The organism is Porticoccaceae bacterium LTM1 (assembly GCA_030252795.1).
GTDB lineage: Bacteria > Pseudomonadota > Gammaproteobacteria > Pseudomonadales > Porticoccaceae > SCSIO-12696.
In genome coordinates this window covers 653,975-669,699 of record CP127080.1, presented here as the reverse complement: position 1 = coordinate 669,699, position 15,725 = coordinate 653,975, and the positions used below count along the sequence as shown (strand labels likewise).

At 51.1% G+C, this 15,725-nt stretch carries 11 protein-coding genes; 5 read left to right on the top strand and 6 right to left on the bottom strand.

Going from position 1 to position 15,725, the window contains the following annotated elements:
* Positions 1-3: 3 nt before the first annotated feature.
* Complete coding sequence (locus QP938_03070; GenBank protein WIO74900.1) at positions 4-1,017, top strand: FecR family protein; 1,014 nt, start codon at positions 4-6, stop codon at positions 1,015-1,017.
* On the opposite strand, the gene QP938_03065 is transcribed toward QP938_03070, so the two are convergent.
* Positions 1,014-3,530: a TonB-dependent receptor gene (locus QP938_03065; GenBank protein WIO74899.1), complete on the bottom strand. Its 2,517-nt coding sequence runs from the start codon at positions 3,528-3,530 to the stop codon at positions 1,014-1,016. The genes QP938_03070 and QP938_03065 overlap by 4 nt on opposite strands.
* Positions 3,531-3,638: 108 nt before the next feature.
* On the opposite strand from QP938_03065, the gene QP938_03060 reads away from it, so the two are divergent.
* Complete coding sequence (locus QP938_03060; GenBank protein ID WIO74898.1) at positions 3,639-4,142, top strand: TIGR00645 family protein; 504 nt, start codon at positions 3,639-3,641, stop codon at positions 4,140-4,142.
* A 43-nt stretch (positions 4,143-4,185) separates the two neighbouring features.
* Here QP938_03060 and QP938_03055 read toward each other — a convergent pair whose 3' ends face one another.
* Both QP938_03055 and QP938_03050 read right to left on the bottom strand, forming a co-directional pair.
* Positions 4,186-4,680 (bottom strand): MOSC domain-containing protein, encoded by a 495-nt coding sequence (locus QP938_03055; protein ID WIO74897.1) that lies wholly within the window; start codon positions 4,678-4,680, stop codon positions 4,186-4,188.
* 6 nt (positions 4,681-4,686) lie between these two features.
* The gene (locus tag QP938_03050) at positions 4,687-7,065 is read right to left on the bottom strand and encodes a tandem-95 repeat protein (GenBank protein ID WIO74896.1); all 2,379 of its coding nucleotides are present in this window, start codon (positions 7,063-7,065) and stop codon (positions 4,687-4,689) included.
* Positions 7,066-7,367: 302 nt separating this feature from the next.
* Here QP938_03050 and QP938_03045 point away from each other — a divergent pair, with 302 nt between their 5' ends.
* Both QP938_03045 and QP938_03040 read left to right on the top strand, forming a co-directional pair.
* Positions 7,368-9,566 carry a prolyl oligopeptidase family serine peptidase gene (locus QP938_03045; protein ID WIO74895.1) on the top strand — a complete coding sequence of 733 codons (2,199 nt, stop codon included), beginning with the start codon at positions 7,368-7,370 and terminating at the stop codon, positions 9,564-9,566.
* A gap of 98 nt (positions 9,567-9,664) precedes the next feature.
* A complete protein-coding gene (locus QP938_03040) occupies positions 9,665-10,498 on the top strand; it encodes a LuxR C-terminal-related transcriptional regulator (GenBank protein ID WIO74894.1) in 834 nt (277 codons plus the stop codon).
* Between the two features lie 76 nt (positions 10,499-10,574).
* On the opposite strand, the gene panP is transcribed toward QP938_03040, so the two are convergent.
* Entirely contained in the window at positions 10,575-12,194 is a 1,620-nt protein-coding gene (gene panP / locus QP938_03035) for a putative pyridoxal-dependent aspartate 1-decarboxylase (protein ID WIO74893.1), read from the bottom strand.
* A gap of 250 nt (positions 12,195-12,444) precedes the next feature.
* On the opposite strand from panP, the gene QP938_03030 reads away from it, so the two are divergent.
* Positions 12,445-13,863: an aminotransferase gene (locus tag QP938_03030; protein ID WIO75605.1), complete on the top strand. Its 1,419-nt coding sequence runs from the start codon at positions 12,445-12,447 to the stop codon at positions 13,861-13,863.
* 82 nt (positions 13,864-13,945) lie between these two features.
* Here QP938_03030 and QP938_03025 read toward each other — a convergent pair whose 3' ends face one another.
* Positions 13,946-14,338, bottom strand: a complete 393-nt coding sequence (locus QP938_03025) for a response regulator (protein WIO74892.1) — start codon at positions 14,336-14,338, stop codon at positions 13,946-13,948.
* Positions 14,335-15,435 (bottom strand): ATP-binding protein, encoded by a 1,101-nt coding sequence (locus QP938_03020; protein WIO74891.1) that lies wholly within the window; start codon positions 15,433-15,435, stop codon positions 14,335-14,337. The genes QP938_03025 and QP938_03020 overlap by 4 nt, the downstream gene beginning before the upstream one ends.
* Positions 15,436-15,725 lie beyond the last annotated feature (290 nt).

Here is a 15,725-nt window from a genome sequence, read left to right as displayed (position 1 = left end):
ATTGTGAGCAGGCAACCGACAAACGGTGATCAAACATACCACGACGAAGCGACCATAGAGCGGCTGCTGCACGCTATTGGTCCTCGCAAGAAGCTGCCAGAAGATACCCAACGGAAATGGGAAAACGCTTTTCAACAGGAACTTTCCCAGACTATTCGAAAACGCCGCATTCGCAGAGCAACAGCCTACGCTGCGCTCTGTGCCAGTGCACTACTGCTGATGATCTACACACCATTTCAACAGCCAGACAGTAACAGTGAAAATCCGTTGGCATCTGTCATTACGATCTCCGGGAATGTGGACTTTAGCCTGAATCAAATCAGCCAACCCCTGCTACCTGATGATGTGATACAGAGCGGCAGTCGTATTGAAACCGGTTTGGATTCCCAATTGGGCCTGCAACTTTCAGGACTGGATTTGAGAGTTAACCAACAAACTGTTTTGCAGCTGTTTCATGGCCAAATCCTGCTGCAGAAAGGGCAGATTTATATCAGCACCAACAAAGCCGCCACCCATGAAGATTCGATCAAGGTAGTGACTCCACTGGCAGAAATTCAGCATGTAGGCACACAGTACCAAGTCAACATGGGATCGGATGGTGTGGCAACACTGGTTCGAGAAGGAGCGATTAGAATCAAGTTTGATACTGATGAAATCAACGCAATCGCAGAAGAACATTTTGCACGGAAAGTTACCATCTCAAATGACCTGCAGTTAAACGAACAACGCATCAACAAAAGCGGTTCTGAATGGAACTGGATTCTGCAATCTGCCCCGACCTTTAATATCGAGGGCCGTAGCGCGTTTGATTTTTTACAGTGGGCAAGTCGGGAAACAGGTTTGAAATTGATTTTTGACAACTCACAAACCCAAACTCATGCCAAGCTGAGTCATTTAAGTGGTGACATTTCCATGCTGAACCCCGACCAAGCAATAGAGCCGGTACTGGCGACTACTCGATTGGTTGCCGATCGTTCCATTGCAGGAGAATTAACTATTTCCATGACTGGCAATTAAAACGAATACACCAATCCCACAGAAACCACTCGTGGCAACAGCTTCTCGGCATCCGGCTCAAACACAAACAGGTCATCATCTTCTTCAATGTCATAATCAACACCGGCAACGTTATCCCGCCCCAGCAGGTTGGTAATATCGGCGTGGAGAGTCAGCAGATTCCCCCCCACAAACCATGATTTCATCATGCTGAAATCCAGGGAGAAGTAATCACGCAGCTCCATTTGGTTCATCACTTGCTTCAATGGAAAAACCACATCTTGTGGCGCAGATTCTGGCAACAACCCGGAGCGCCATCCTGAGTGCCAGATTATCGCCAGCGAAGTGCTGAACGATTCGGTTTGCCAACTCAAACGGCCACTGGCAGTGTGGCGTTGTGACCAGCGTCGTGGGACCCATTGCCCGTTGATGCGATCTTCAGCATTTAAGTAACTGTAACGAAACACCCCCGAAAGCGATTCATTTATTGGCAAGGACGTTTCAAAGTCCGTACCGGATGCTTTTGATTTCTGTGGAGACACTTGAACTCTGTCCGGTTCCAGTTCCGGTAACAGAACAAACGGATTGAACAGGTTTTCATAGCGCGGATGGGTGTCCCGGTACTCTTTTTGATAGAACTCCAACTTCATACCGAGCTGACCGAACCGCCAATCGACACCAACTATTCGATGCTCGGATTGTTGTGGCTCAAAAAACTCACTGACACCATCACTTACCTGAAGTTCATGTATTGCTTCTGGCTGGTAAAAGCGTCCAAGGCTTAACCATAGTCTGGAATCGTTATTCAGTTTGTAGCTAATACCCAGCCTTGGCGAAACATGTTGCGAGTCTCCGGAAAAATAGTAGTGCTGACTGTCCCAACGCAAGCTCGGCTGTATAACCCAGGAATCAAAATCAAATTCTGCGGCCAGGTATGCTCCAGCTGACCAACCATTAGCCTGACGATTGATATCATCGCTGACACTCGACTCTCCCCCAAGAACTAATCCCATTGGACCACGATCGAAATCAGCCAGGTACCAATAGTCACTTTGACCATAGGCAACCTGGGCACCAAATTCCCATATTGTTGCACCCTCTGACCACCGATAATCACTGCGCAAAGACCAGTGCCTGACCTGTTGCCGGTAATCCAGGAAGCCGCCCTTGCCGTCTTCCTCAACATCGCTGCTGTGAAATTTCTGGCGATCAATATCCGCGTATGAGAGTACGGTTGCACTGTTTAATTGCTCAGTGTGACTGACATCCAACCGGGACCAGAGATACTGATTTTTCAACTTTGAAAATGCCACCTCTTCCGCATCCCCAAAACTGATATCGTCATCCGCCACCAGTCCCTGAAGTGTCCAGACTGCCCTATCGCCCAGTGCCACCGTTACTCTGCCGGTGGCGTCGAAATAACGTGGGTCATTGGCGCGGGTATCGACAAATTGGGTTAATTCTTCAAGGTCACCACGACGCACCGACAACAGCCAGTCCACAGGATAATTACTCGCCTGATGACGGGTATTAAAGAAATACGAGAGATTGGAAACTCCCAGCTGGGAATTGTAAGGCTGCTCGGAACGTTCAGTGGTTACATCTATTACGCCACTCATGCGATTGCCATACCGTGCTGGAAAGCCACCGGTGTACACATCCACTTTATCAATGGTTCGGTAATCAATACTGCTGTAGCCACTGTGATAATCGGCCAGATGAAATGACTCCAGTAGCTCAGCACCATCCAAAAGAATCAGCACTTCATCGTCCGTACCACCTCGAATGTATGGCTTGGCAGACACCCCCACTGATGAAATACCGGGAAGGTGATTGACTGCATGCATGGCATCCCCACCTAATGCCGGTATCAGGCTAAGTTCTTCCAAAGCAAGGGAGTGGGAACGGAAATCAGTAGCAAACGGTAGATGATGGCGGCTTCCAGTGACGATAAGATTTTCAAGTATATCCCTGGGCTGCAGGACCAGTCGCATTACCTTTTCGGGTGGAGTTGTTTCACCAAAAGGTACGATTGAGCGCTCAAAATAGCCGCGCCCCCCAATCAGCAGAGTGTCGCCCTGTTGAATATTTTCCAACTGAAAGTAACCGGCTTCGTCTACCTCAACACGCAATCCTGTAGCGATATTGACCAGGTACCCTGATGCAACCGGCACCCCTGAGGGCGACAGCAAATATCCTGTCAGGGTTTGCCTTGCCACTGAGTCCTGGGCTATTACCCAAACTGCTCCACGCCGCTGAATGGTCAGGCCGATATGGTTGAGCGCCTTCGCCAGATCGGCAATAGTGTGAGTTTCGACGGGAACACTGTCACGGCTGGTCACCAGGCTGCTGCTGTATATGATGTTGTATCCGCGGCTGCGTAAATCATTGATGACATCAACAAGGCTCTGGCCATCTGCCAACACATCAGCCGCAGGCAATAGCTGGCCACAAAGCAGTATTGCAATGATATTGCGCCTCATCGGTATCATGGATGTGTTACCAAAGTCCTGTTGTCGATAATCATAGGACATACTGGCCCTCACTGAATGGATTGATACCCGCCCCCGTTCATTGCACTCGCACTACACAGCCCGGATTGAGTATCATTTGCGGCAACATTGAAAATAACCGGATCTATGATGGAACGAATTATTGAACAAACGCTGTATCGCTCCCGCTGGCTGTTGGCTCCAATTTACCTTGGCCTGAGCCTTGCCGTTGTTGCTTTGGGAGTTAAGTTTTTCCTGGAATTGGTACACCTGTTTGGTGAGATCTTCACCATGGCGGAAGTGGACCTGATTCTGGTGGTGCTATCGCTGATTGACCTGGCGATGGTGGGGGGCCTGCTAATCATGGTGATGATGAGCGGCTATGAGAACTTTGTTTCGCAACTGGATCTGGACGACAGTGAAGAGAAGCTGAGCTGGCTTGGCAAGATGGACTCCTCGTCCCTGAAGACCAAAATCGCTGCCAGCATTGTGGCAATTTCGTCTATCCACCTGCTGAAAAAGTTTATGGAGCTCGAGGCAATTGAGGTCGAGCAGCTGAAATGGTATGTGCTGATTCACCTCACTTTTGTCGGCTCGGCTTTTGCCATGGGTTATCTGGATGTGCTTTCAAAAAGCAAAAGTGGCGATCAGTAGTAGCGTAACTTTTAACGAATAATGGTGAGCCCTGTGCTCGCCATTATTCGTTTTGGGGAAGTAGCTCTACACTCTGCCCCACTCTCAATTCACCACCCACCAGGATTTTGGCACAGAGCCCGCCATTGCCCAGCATCGCAGCAAAACCGCCCGCACCAAGGGCCTGCTCCATGCGCCCACAGGGATGGCAGGCGGCTGTGCCTTCCAGCTCAACCTCACCAATGCGAAATCGCTTGCCGCGCAGGGCCAGCAGATTGATACCCGAAACAACCAGGTTACGCCTTAATAACGCCGGGTCGATCTTGTCACGACCCAATACTTTTGCCGCAGCCTGGATATTTTCCTGATTGATCAGGGTGACTTGGCGGGCAGAGCCCTCCCTGCCCTGGCAGCGCCGATCGCCTTCAAGGCCGAGCCCCGCAATCGCCTCGGCTTGCTCCACAACCACCATCGGTTGCAGACGCTCCGGGCGAAGCCCAATCCATACAATTCTGCCTGCTGGCAGATTTTGAAGATATTTATCGAATAGTTGATTCATACACGGTTATTTTTTGCGGCCATTTCCACCACCTTTATTGCCGCCATTTCCACCGGAGCCTCCTGTCACTTCAACAATAACTGGCGCACTCCAGTCAGAACTGCCGGCGCTGTTGAGGGCCCGCACAGAGTACCTGAATGTTCCAGAGCCGGAGTTATCTGTCAGCGTATTGCTGGTGGTGCTAATGACAGTGGCATTTATCCATGTATCCGCCCGTTTCTTATGAGGGGATTCACGCAGCACCTCATAGCTGTCTGCATCCCCACCAGCCCCGGCCAACCAGCTTACAGTTGCAGTGCCATCGGCATTATCGACTGCAGTTACATTCGAAGGTACACCCGGTGCAACAACAATTTCCTCAACAGTGACGGTTACCGTTGCACTGGCACTGCCACCATTTCCATCACTGATGCTGTAGGTGAAACTGTCTTCACCGGTCCAGTTATCTGCCGGAGTGTAGTCAAGGTTTATGCCGTTAATAGTTACATTGCCAACACCGGGAGTTACATCACTAATGGTTAGGCTGTCACCATCGACATCGCTGTCATTGTCCAGCACCGGAATAGACACCATCACGCCAGGATTGGTAGCAGCACTGTCATCACTGGCCTGAGGATTGTCATTCACTGGATTGATCGTCACCGTTACAGTTGCCTGGGCGCTGCCGCCCTGACCATCGCTCAGGTAGTAGACAAAACTGTCATTGCCATTGAAGTTAAGTCCTGGTGTATAGATCACTACGGTTCCATTCGTTGAGGTTGAACCGTGACTGCCTGCCACTACAGCGGATACAGACAACGTCCCTCCATCACTGTCACTGTCGTTATCCAGCACCGGAATTTGCAGTGCGTTGTCCTCATCCCCTGAAGCACTGTCATCCACAGCAACAGGTGGCTCAGTGGGCGTTCCCGGGCTTAAGGTTCCAGAGATAAAATACTGCCCCAGGCTTCCGAAGTCGCTGTAGGGCGAAACAGGATTACCCACACCTGAAACAGCCAGGTAGTAATCACCGGCAAGGAGTGTAGCGGTCAGGCTGGCATTGGTTTCATCCAGCGGATCATCCTCGGCCAGCAGCTGGCCGTTGGCATCATAGAGTCTGGCCAGAACATCCAGGTTAGCTCCACGGCGGTAATCGTTATAAAACGCCTGCCAGGCGGGTTGAATCAGTAAATCCACCTGTCCGCCAGCGGTATTGAAGTGGAAATAGTCCACATCCGTGCGCAGCTCGATAATCCCTTTGTTGGCTGTATAAATATTAAAAGGGTCTGTCTCCGGATCGCTCACAAACAGCTCTCCGGCTGCATTTACCACCAGCTCTGTGGCAGTGTTTCGAGTATTACCATGATCATCTGAGCGATAACCCAGATACCCGTCCATTATCGCCAGATCATCCTGAAGCTGGGTCGCACCGTCATATTCGCCTTTACTCCATTGAGTGACATTGGTGTAGTAACCCACCCCCATAATTGCCCCCCAGGACACATAGCCTTCACCATGCCCGCTATAGTAACTGGAGGTTGTGGAGCCATCATGGGAAAGCCCCAGGTTATGGCCCAACTCATGGGATGCTGCTTCGGCCACATAGGGTGGATAGCTCGGCCCCAGATTGTCGTAATACACCAGTGCTGGTGAATATTTGGTGTGATAATCGCTTCGTCCCCACACATTGACATAGGCAACGCCACCCGCCGTACTGCTGGGCATATTTTTGCCATCAGCGTCTTTTGAGGCAGTTATCAGGATGCGCCCGGTGTGAGAATTGAGACTGGCGGGCTCCTCAGTGGTGACATCTATTTCGTAAGGGGCGAAGTCTTCCGCGATGCGGTGCCATATCTCCGCCATTTCATTTAATTCGTCCTGAGTGAAAGAGCCGGGATTACCATCATTGTCGTAAGGCAGCGCCGAGTAACTGCTGGCCGGACCACCGCCGTTCCATGCAGTACCTGTGATTATGTGGCCATCAAAGTCGACAACAACCTTGTTAGTGGCACCGGGGCGGCTGTGCAGGCTGAATACATCTGCTTGAGTAAAATTCTGTGGTGCCAATTCGCCGGAAGGTGCTATATCAGCGCCCTCCTGATCAACTGGCCCCGGAAGATAGCTGTCTTCATAGAACACAGCCCCCTGATCATCCACCCTGAGGTAGTCCAGATCGGCTTCATTAAAAGAGAAACGATTTAGCCACTCAATCGCCGCCTGCCGGGCCGCAGGGGGCAATGACTCAATCTTTGACTTTACTCGCCCCGGCGGCAACTCTTCCAGCGTGAATGGGTTATCTCCACCAAACACTCTGCCATGCTGGTGATCCGGTGCAGCACCGGCACCAAAAGTTAACACTAATAAAGAGATTGCTCCTGCACCGAGCAGCCGATATGTAGCATTCATGAGTGGTACCTCTCCCCTGGAGGGCCTGGATTTTCCGATCGTATTGGAAAGTAAAATAGAAAATCGCACCGGGAACTGTGAAATCGTCGTGATAAGCGACCGGTTATCGACTCGCCATAACAGTTTATGATGACTTAGTACCAAAAGTCGGTCAGGTAATAGCTCTTTCTTGCAAAACTTTTCAGCAAATAAAAGGCTATAAACAATTGTTTGTTCTGTAAGTATCCCAGTATCTTGCCTGATTATTCCCAACCTTTTACTCTTGCCCGTTTGTTTATTCCAATACAATGAAGGAGAAAGGTATGTCACGCAGGTTATTGGCCCCACTGGCCAGTCTGGCGGTGATTACAGCGCTCACGGCCTGTTCAGGCGACGAGCAAAGCACCGAGCAGTCCGTAGAAAAAGCCCAGGAGCAAGCGCAGGTAGCACTCAGCTACCCGGACACCAAGCGCCTGGATGTCACCGACAACTACCACGGCACCGAAGTGGCTGACCCATACCGCTGGCTGGAAGACGATGTGCGTGACAACCCTGAAGTGGCTGAATGGGTAAAGGCTCAGAACAAGGTAACCAACGAATACCTGAACTCCATGCCGGAGCGCAAGCAAATTGAGCACCGTATGACCCAACTGTGGGACTACGCAAAGGTGGGCATGCCCACCAAGAAAGGTGATCGCTACTTCTTGCGTATGAACTCCGGCCTGCAAAACCAGTATCCGGTGTATATGGCTGAGTCTCTGGATGCCGAACCGAAACTGGTTATGGACCCGAACACCTGGTCCGAAGACGGCACAGTCGCCCTGGCTGATACCAACTACAGCCCATCCGGAAAATACATCGCCTATGGCATCCAGGAGTCCGGCTCCGACTGGCGTACCGGCAAAATCCTCGAAGTGGATACCGGTAAAGTTCTGGACGACACCATTCTGGGTACCAAGTACGGCTTCAGTGCGTCCTGGCTGGAAGATGAATCAGGTTTCTACTACAACCGTTTCCCAATTCCTGAGGGCGGTGCAGACTTCCAAAGCCTGAACCACTTCAGCAAAGTCTATTTCCACAAGCTGGGAACCGATCAAAGCGAAGACAAGCTGATCTTTGAAAACGCCAACGAACCCGAATGGGGTTTCTCAGCGCGCCTGACCGACGACAACAAGTACCTGATGATCTACACCTCTAAAGGTACTGATGATAACAACCGTATCGACTATATAGACCTGTCCAAGCCGGATGCTCAACCGGTTTCGCTGATTGGTAACTTCGATGCCGCTTGGGGCCTTGTTCACTCAACTGGCAGCAAGCTCTACTTTGCAACTACCCACAGCGCACCACTGCGTCGTGTAGTAATGATCGACCTGGAAAGTCCGGCTGAAGAGAACTGGGTAGAAGTTATTTCAGAGCAGGAGCTGAACCTGAATGGCATCAGCTTTGTGGGCGGTAAGTTTATCGCTCAATATATGAAAGACGTTCTGCCTGAAGTCCGCGTCTTCAATCTGGATGGTTCACAGGCTGGTACTGTTGAGATGCCAGGCATTGGTGCAGCCAGCGGATTCGGTGGCAATGCAGATAGCCCGGAAACGTTCTACAGCTTCTCCAGCTACACCAACCCCGGCAGCATCTACCGCTACGATGTTTCTACCGGTGAGAGCACTCTGTGGAAACAACCGGATCTGGCTTACAACCCGGATGACTTTGAATCCAAGCAGGTGTTCTATCCGTCAAAAGACGGCACCATGATTCCGATGATCATCAGCTACAAAAAAGGTATTGAGCTGAATGGCCAGAACCCGACCCTGATCTACGGCTACGGCGGCTTTAATATCTCACTGCCTCCTCGCTTCAGCGTTTCCAACCTGACCTGGATGGACATGGGCGGCGTGTACGCGGTTTGCAACCTGCGTGGCGGTGGCGAGTACGGCCAGAAGTGGCACAAAGCCGGCACCAAGCTGAACAAGCAGAATGTGTTTGACGATTTTATCGCCGGTGCCGAGTACCTGATCAAAGAGAAGTACACCTCTCCGGAACACTTGGCCAGCTACGGCCGTTCAAACGGTGGCCTGCTGATCGGTGCAACCGTTAACCAGCGCCCTGACCTGTTTGCTGCTGCCCTGCCTACCGTAGGCGTTATGGACATGCTGCGCTTTAACCAGTTTACCGCTGGCCGCTACTGGGTGGATGACTACGGCTCCTCTGCAAACGCAGACGAGTTTGAAGTGCTGTACAGCTACTCGCCATACCATAATACCGGCGACAAAAATTACCCGGCGATTCTGGTAAATACCGCTGACACCGACGACCGCGTAGTACCCGGCCACAGCTTTAAATACATCGCTGCCGTTCAGCACGATTACAAAGGCGACAAGCCAGTGTTGATTCGCATCGAAAGCAAAGCCGGTCATGGCTCAGGCAAACCGACTCACAAGATTATCGAAGAGTACTCCGATATGTGGGCGTTTATTGCCAGACACACTGGCCTGAAACTGCCAGAGGGTTATGGCAAGTAATTTTCCAGGCCCCATGTATAAACGCCGGCAATAGCCGGCGTTTTTTTTGTCATATTTATGCTCTTCTTAAAATTCTGCTTTAAGGATAGAATCGTTGGATGCGAAACGACCTTAAAGTATTCAGTCAGGCACTAGCCGCTATTATCCCCACCATTGGCTCGGACTCCTTTCCCGGGCATTTGGTCGATTTATTAAAAAGGCTGGTCAACTTTAACAATGCATTGGTACTGGTTTACGCAAAAAACCAGCCACCACTGCTTGAATACAACGACTTACCCTCCATAGAGCGTCAGGCAAATGTTGAACGCTTTTTGGAAGGCGCCTATCTGCTGGACCCCTGCTATAGAGCCATTGTCGACAACAACACCAATGGCTTTTACCGTTTAAAAAATATCACGCCGAAAGGATTTACCAGCAGCGAGTACTACCGCAACTATTACCGATATACCGGCCTGAAAGACGAGTTCGGCTATATCCTGCCAATCAGCGGAAATTCGGCCATCAATATTTCACTGGGGCGCACCGAAACAGCCCAGCCATTAAACCGACGTGAAGTAGAAGTCCTATCAGATATAGCGCCGGTGATTGCAGAGCTGTGCCGCCAGCACTGGAGTGGTGAACGAGCGCCCAAAGTAACCGCTGCGCTCAATGAGCAGCTTGAAAATGCCCTGGATAATTTTGGCCGCTCTGTACTAACGGAACGGGAAACCCAGGTGGTGCAGCTGTTTCTGCATGGACACTCTACCAACTCAATTGCCGAGCGATTGGGCATTTCTCCGGAAACGGTAAAGCTGCACCGCAAAAACAGCTACGCAAAGCTGGACGTTTCCTCGCAAGCGGAATTGTTTTATCTGTTTATAGACTCATTGACGAGTTTGGATAAATACAGCGGTGGTGACCCACTGGTGGGGTATTTGACGCATACCAAATAACGGGAGATGGGAGATGGCATGAATTATTCCACACTCAAAGCCACACCACCCCAACACCTGTCCTAACGATTTCGTTTTAAAGCTTACCTAATAATTCAGCGATGCCCGCTGAATGGGCCAACTGGCGCTGCTCTTCTAACACTCCCTTTAATGTCTCCAGTGTTGTCAGCGGGTTGGCGAGAACTACCCGGAACACAGTGATCTCATCGCCCTCGTAGCAGCTGGGCGTCAGGCGGGTACGGGAAACAAAGGATTTGCCTGCGGCACGCTGGGTCTTCTGCAACAGTTGAGTGATCTCATCCAGCTGGTCATTCAGCTGTTGACGCTGCTCAAGGGAGACCCCCTTCAATTTCCGTTGCACCTCTGCTGGAACATATCGATAAGCAAGGATATTGAGAGTTGGTTCGGCCACCAGCTCAAAGTCCTCACTACCAGCAATCAGCTCTGCAAAACACCGGGTTTTTTCGATGTGCTGGTCAATCAGCAGCTCATAGCCCTTGCGACCGATCACGTGAAAACCGGCATGCACCAGCATGGCCATCCCCGGTCGGGATCCCTCAAGGGTATGTGCACCCAAGTCTTTGGAGCCCTTCCGCAAAATGTAATCAGCGTGATGCTCAATGGAGGCAAGAGCCGCCGGATCTTTAAACAACACCATACCTGCACCCATCGGTACATAGAGTTGTTTGTGAGCGTCAATGGTCACCGAGTCAGCACGCTCAATGCCCTTCAGCAGAGGTCGATGAGTGCTGGAAAAAAGTGTCGGGCCACCCCAGGCAGCATCAACATGGAAGTGACACTGGTATTGCTCGGCTATATCAGCCATCTGGTCCAGTGGATCGATACTGCCTGTTTCGGTAGTACCGGCAACCCCGACAATAGCCATAACCTTGACACCATTACTCTGCAGGTTTTCACAGCGCTGGCGTAACTTATCCAGATCAATTCGGTTCTGGTCGTCGGTGTCGATACTGATTAACTGTTCACGACCAATGCCAAGCAGATCAGCTGCCTTGCCTAAGGAGTAATGGCCTCGTTTGGAAACCAGCACTGCAATGTTTTCATAACCGCTATGGCGCAGCGCTGCCACCAGACCGCTTTTGGCAATCCCCGGAAAGTCGCCATTGGGCGGAAACAGCCGGTTACGGGCCGCCCAGAGAGCGGTGACATTGGCAATGGTGCCGCCGGAACAAAATGCCCCCAAGGCATGGTCCGCATCGTGAATCCAGCGACCATAGAAGCCCTCTTCACGTTGATAAATCAGATGGTGAAGCATCGCCAGCACCTGGCGCTCCAGCGGGGTAAACGCCTTGGAGGTTTCGATCTTGACCAGATTCTGATTAAGGGCGATAAGAATCTTCGACAGAGGCAACATGAAGTACGGCAATGGCACCGCCATATGCCCAACAAAGCTGGGGGCCGTGGTATGCACCGAGCGGGACACCAGTTTGTCCAGCAGGAAATCGGTATAGCCAGATACGAAACAGGGTTGCTCGGGGATCTCCGCCGTGGAAAAGTCTTTCTCGATGACATCCAGGCTGACCTCTTTGGTGACAATGCGATCACGCAGAAATCCGGACAGATTGTCGGAGATATCGCGATCCAACCCTCCCAGGGTAGAATCGGGGGCCTCCGGCACCGTAAAGATCCGGTAGAGGTTTTCCAGGCTGGCTGTGGCGTAAGACTCTATTGTCATAACAGCGATACGGCTAATGGTCGAAACCGCGCAGTATGCTCAATGGCAGGCCTTCAGGCAATCTTTTGTGAGGCCCAAAACCTTCGAAGTGTCTGATTTTGTGCAACATTTAGCCATGTTACAGGCTCTGTATATAGCCATTCCACGGGTCTTCAGAACACCACTTACCCCCTTAAGGGGTATATCACCTCCCCCCACCCGCTGGACTAAGCTGGTCACAACACAGTAACCGCAGGCCTATTTTGTGAATATCGCAACCAATCCTCCCGTGAATTTCGATAAGTTCGACACCGACAAGATCACCGCTGTAGACAAAGCGCACCACACTCACCCCTGGCAAATCTTCGATGTGTTTGAAGAGGAAGGCGCGCTGCCTATTGCCGCTGCAAAAGGGGCATACGTGTACGACGCCGATGGCAACCGCTATCTCGACGCAGTAGGCGGCCTTTGGTGTACTAACATCGGACTGGGCCGGGAAGATATGGCGGAAGCGATTGCCGAACAGGTGCGCCTGATGGCCTACGCCAGCCCGTTCGTGGACCTGACCAACGTACCGGCGGCCAAATTGGCTAAAAAGCTGGCTCAACTGGCGCCCGGTGATTTGAATCATGTGATCTTCACCTGTGGCGGCTCCACTGCAGTAGACAGCGCTTACCGCCTGATCCAGTACTACCAAAACTGTCGCGGCCTGTCCGAGAAGAAGCACATTCTGTCTCGCGTGAACTCCTATCACGGCTCCACCTATGCGGCTATGTCCATCGGCGGCAAGCCTGGCGACCACCCGCCAGAGTTTGACTACATTCAGGACACCATTCATCACCTCTCTTCACCCAACTATTACCGGGCACCGGAAGGTATGAGTGAGCAAGAATTCCTGGACTCGCTGATCAAGGAGATGGAAGACAAGATTCTGGAAGTGGGTCCGGACAAAGTTGCAGCATTCTTTGCCGAACCGATTATGGGCGCCGGCGGCGTGATTGTACCGCCAAAAGGCTACCATCGCCGTACCTGGGATCTCTGCCAGAAATACGACATTCTGTACGTATCCGACGAGGTAGTAACTGCATTCGGTCGTCTTGGTGAGTGGTTCGCAACCAAAGAGCTGTTTGATGTTCAGCCGGACATCATCATCTCCGCCAAGGGTATTACCTCCGGTTACCAGCCGCTGGGAGCCTGCATTTACTCATCGCGCATTCACAATGTGATCAGCGAAACCGGCCACGGCCGTTGTTTTGCCCACGGTTTCACCTACTCGGCCCACCCGGTAGCCTGTGCCGCGGCGCTGAAAAACATTGAGATTCTTGAGAACGAGAAACTGCTCGAGAACGTTAAGGAAGTCGGCCCGTACTTCCAGGAACAATTGAGAACATTGCTGGACCTGCCCATCGTTGGTGACGTACGCGGCTCTCACCTGATGGTATGTGTGGACTTTGTATCCGATAAAACCACCAAGAAGCTGTTCCCGGAAGAGCTGGATATCGGCAAATGCATTGCCAACCATGCTGACGAACGTGGCTTGATCGTACGCCCGATCGTGAACCTCAACGTGATGTCGCCACCTTTGATCATCACTCGCGAAGACGTCGACTTTATTGTCAAAACGCTTCGTGACAGTATTGAGGCGACCATGGACGAGTTTGAAGAGAAAGGGATCTGGAAGCGTCCATAACGCACCAGTTGCCAGCAAAAAAGGCCAAAGGGTTAACCCTTTGGCCTTTTTACTTTAAAGCTGATAAACCTGAAAAGCGGCTTTATGCGTTTTGCGGCACCAGGCGCTCAACAACTTCTACCAGATCAGTCAGTGAGAACGGCTTTTCAAGTACCGCATCCACCCCCATCGCCTCTACACGCTCAAGGTAATCTGGCCCCAGCAAACGTCCACCACCGGTGATCACGATGACTTTACAGGGAAACACGATATCACCGTTGCTCATTTTCAGGCCGAGATCCTTAAGGACTCCGAGACCATCGCGTTCAGGCATTACAATATCGGTAATAATCAGGTCCGGGCGTTCGGTGCGCATTACCTCACACCCTTCCACTCCATTAAAAGCCCTGATAACGCTATAGCCCTCGTAGGTCAGGCTCCGTGACAATGCTTCGTTGAATCCTTCGTCGTCATCGATCAATAAGATCTTGGTCATATTCCTACCTCGGTCAATTTATCCAGTGAGGACAGCTCATCCAGTTGAGATTTCACTGCAGGCAAGAGTACAGTAAAACAGGTTCCCTCGCCTTCTCTTGTTTTTACTTTCAGGTCGCCACCATGCTCCTGAATAATCCCATAACTTATCGACATTCCCAAGCCCGTGCCCTTACCAACTTCTTTCGTGGTAAAGAAGGGATCATAAATCCGGCTAAGAACATCGCGGGGAATACCGCAGCCGTTATCTTCCACTTCCACACAAACAAAATTTCCCTGGAAAAATGTGCGCACGTCGATTCGTTTGTGCTTTTCGTTCTCAACCGCATCCCTGGCGTTGCTGATCAGGTTGGTCAACACCTGGACCACCTGCACCTGGTTGCAGACGGCCAAAGGCAGATCTTCAGCCAAGTCCTTGTGTGCCTCAATACCATTGATTCGCAACTCTTCGGAGAACAACACAAAGGCTTCGGCAACCATACCATTCATATCGTGATGATCGCGAGGGCTAAGCTCTCCATCGCGACTGAACGCCCTCAGGTGGCGAACGATTTTGATAATCCGGCGACACTGGGTTTGGCTCTCCTGTTGCAGCTTGGAAACCATTGCCCGATCAATCTGTTTGTCGTCCAGCATTCTTCGCGTTAATTCGGTATTAAGTTGGATTATCCCCAAGGGCTGGTTAATTTCATGAGCCAACCCGGCAGACATCTGCCCCAACGAGGCCAACTGCGCCGACTGCACCAGCTTTTCCTGAGTGGATTTCAGCTCTTTAGTATGTTCACGCACTCTGGCGTCGAGAAACATATGCGCTTCCCTGAGCTGTAGATAAGTTTTACGCAAGGAGAGTGACTCGTGAAACCACCACAATGCACCAGCACTAAAAGCCACTATACCGACAACTGTCAGCAAGTTATCACCTGGCCAGGTTAGACTGGCAGAACAGATCAAACCGGCGCAGGCCAGCAGACCGCCACCGGACAACAGGTACCAGGCCTTGTTATGAAAGAGTTTTTCTCGCCAACCCAGGTAGAGAGAATATCCAAATACTGCGATTGCAATTGAAAGAGCCAGGCTAGCCGTTAACACCCCTGTCATTCAGTTTTTCCTACATCTATTAATGATTATTGTTGTTTTACAGCCTGTGTAGATATCTGTGTTTGCATCAACAACGGTTGCCGGGAATTATCATTACAATGTCGTAAGATTTATTCAACACATAGCCCCAGCAACAATGCATTAAGCTTAGATTGCCACAGCCAAATTTCAATGTGCCATATATATAAATAGCTGACCCAACGAATGATACAGAAGCGTGAAATCCATCACATTTCACCCTCTTCTACCAACTGGCCACCTGTCATTTTTCAGTCATCCCATTGAGATAC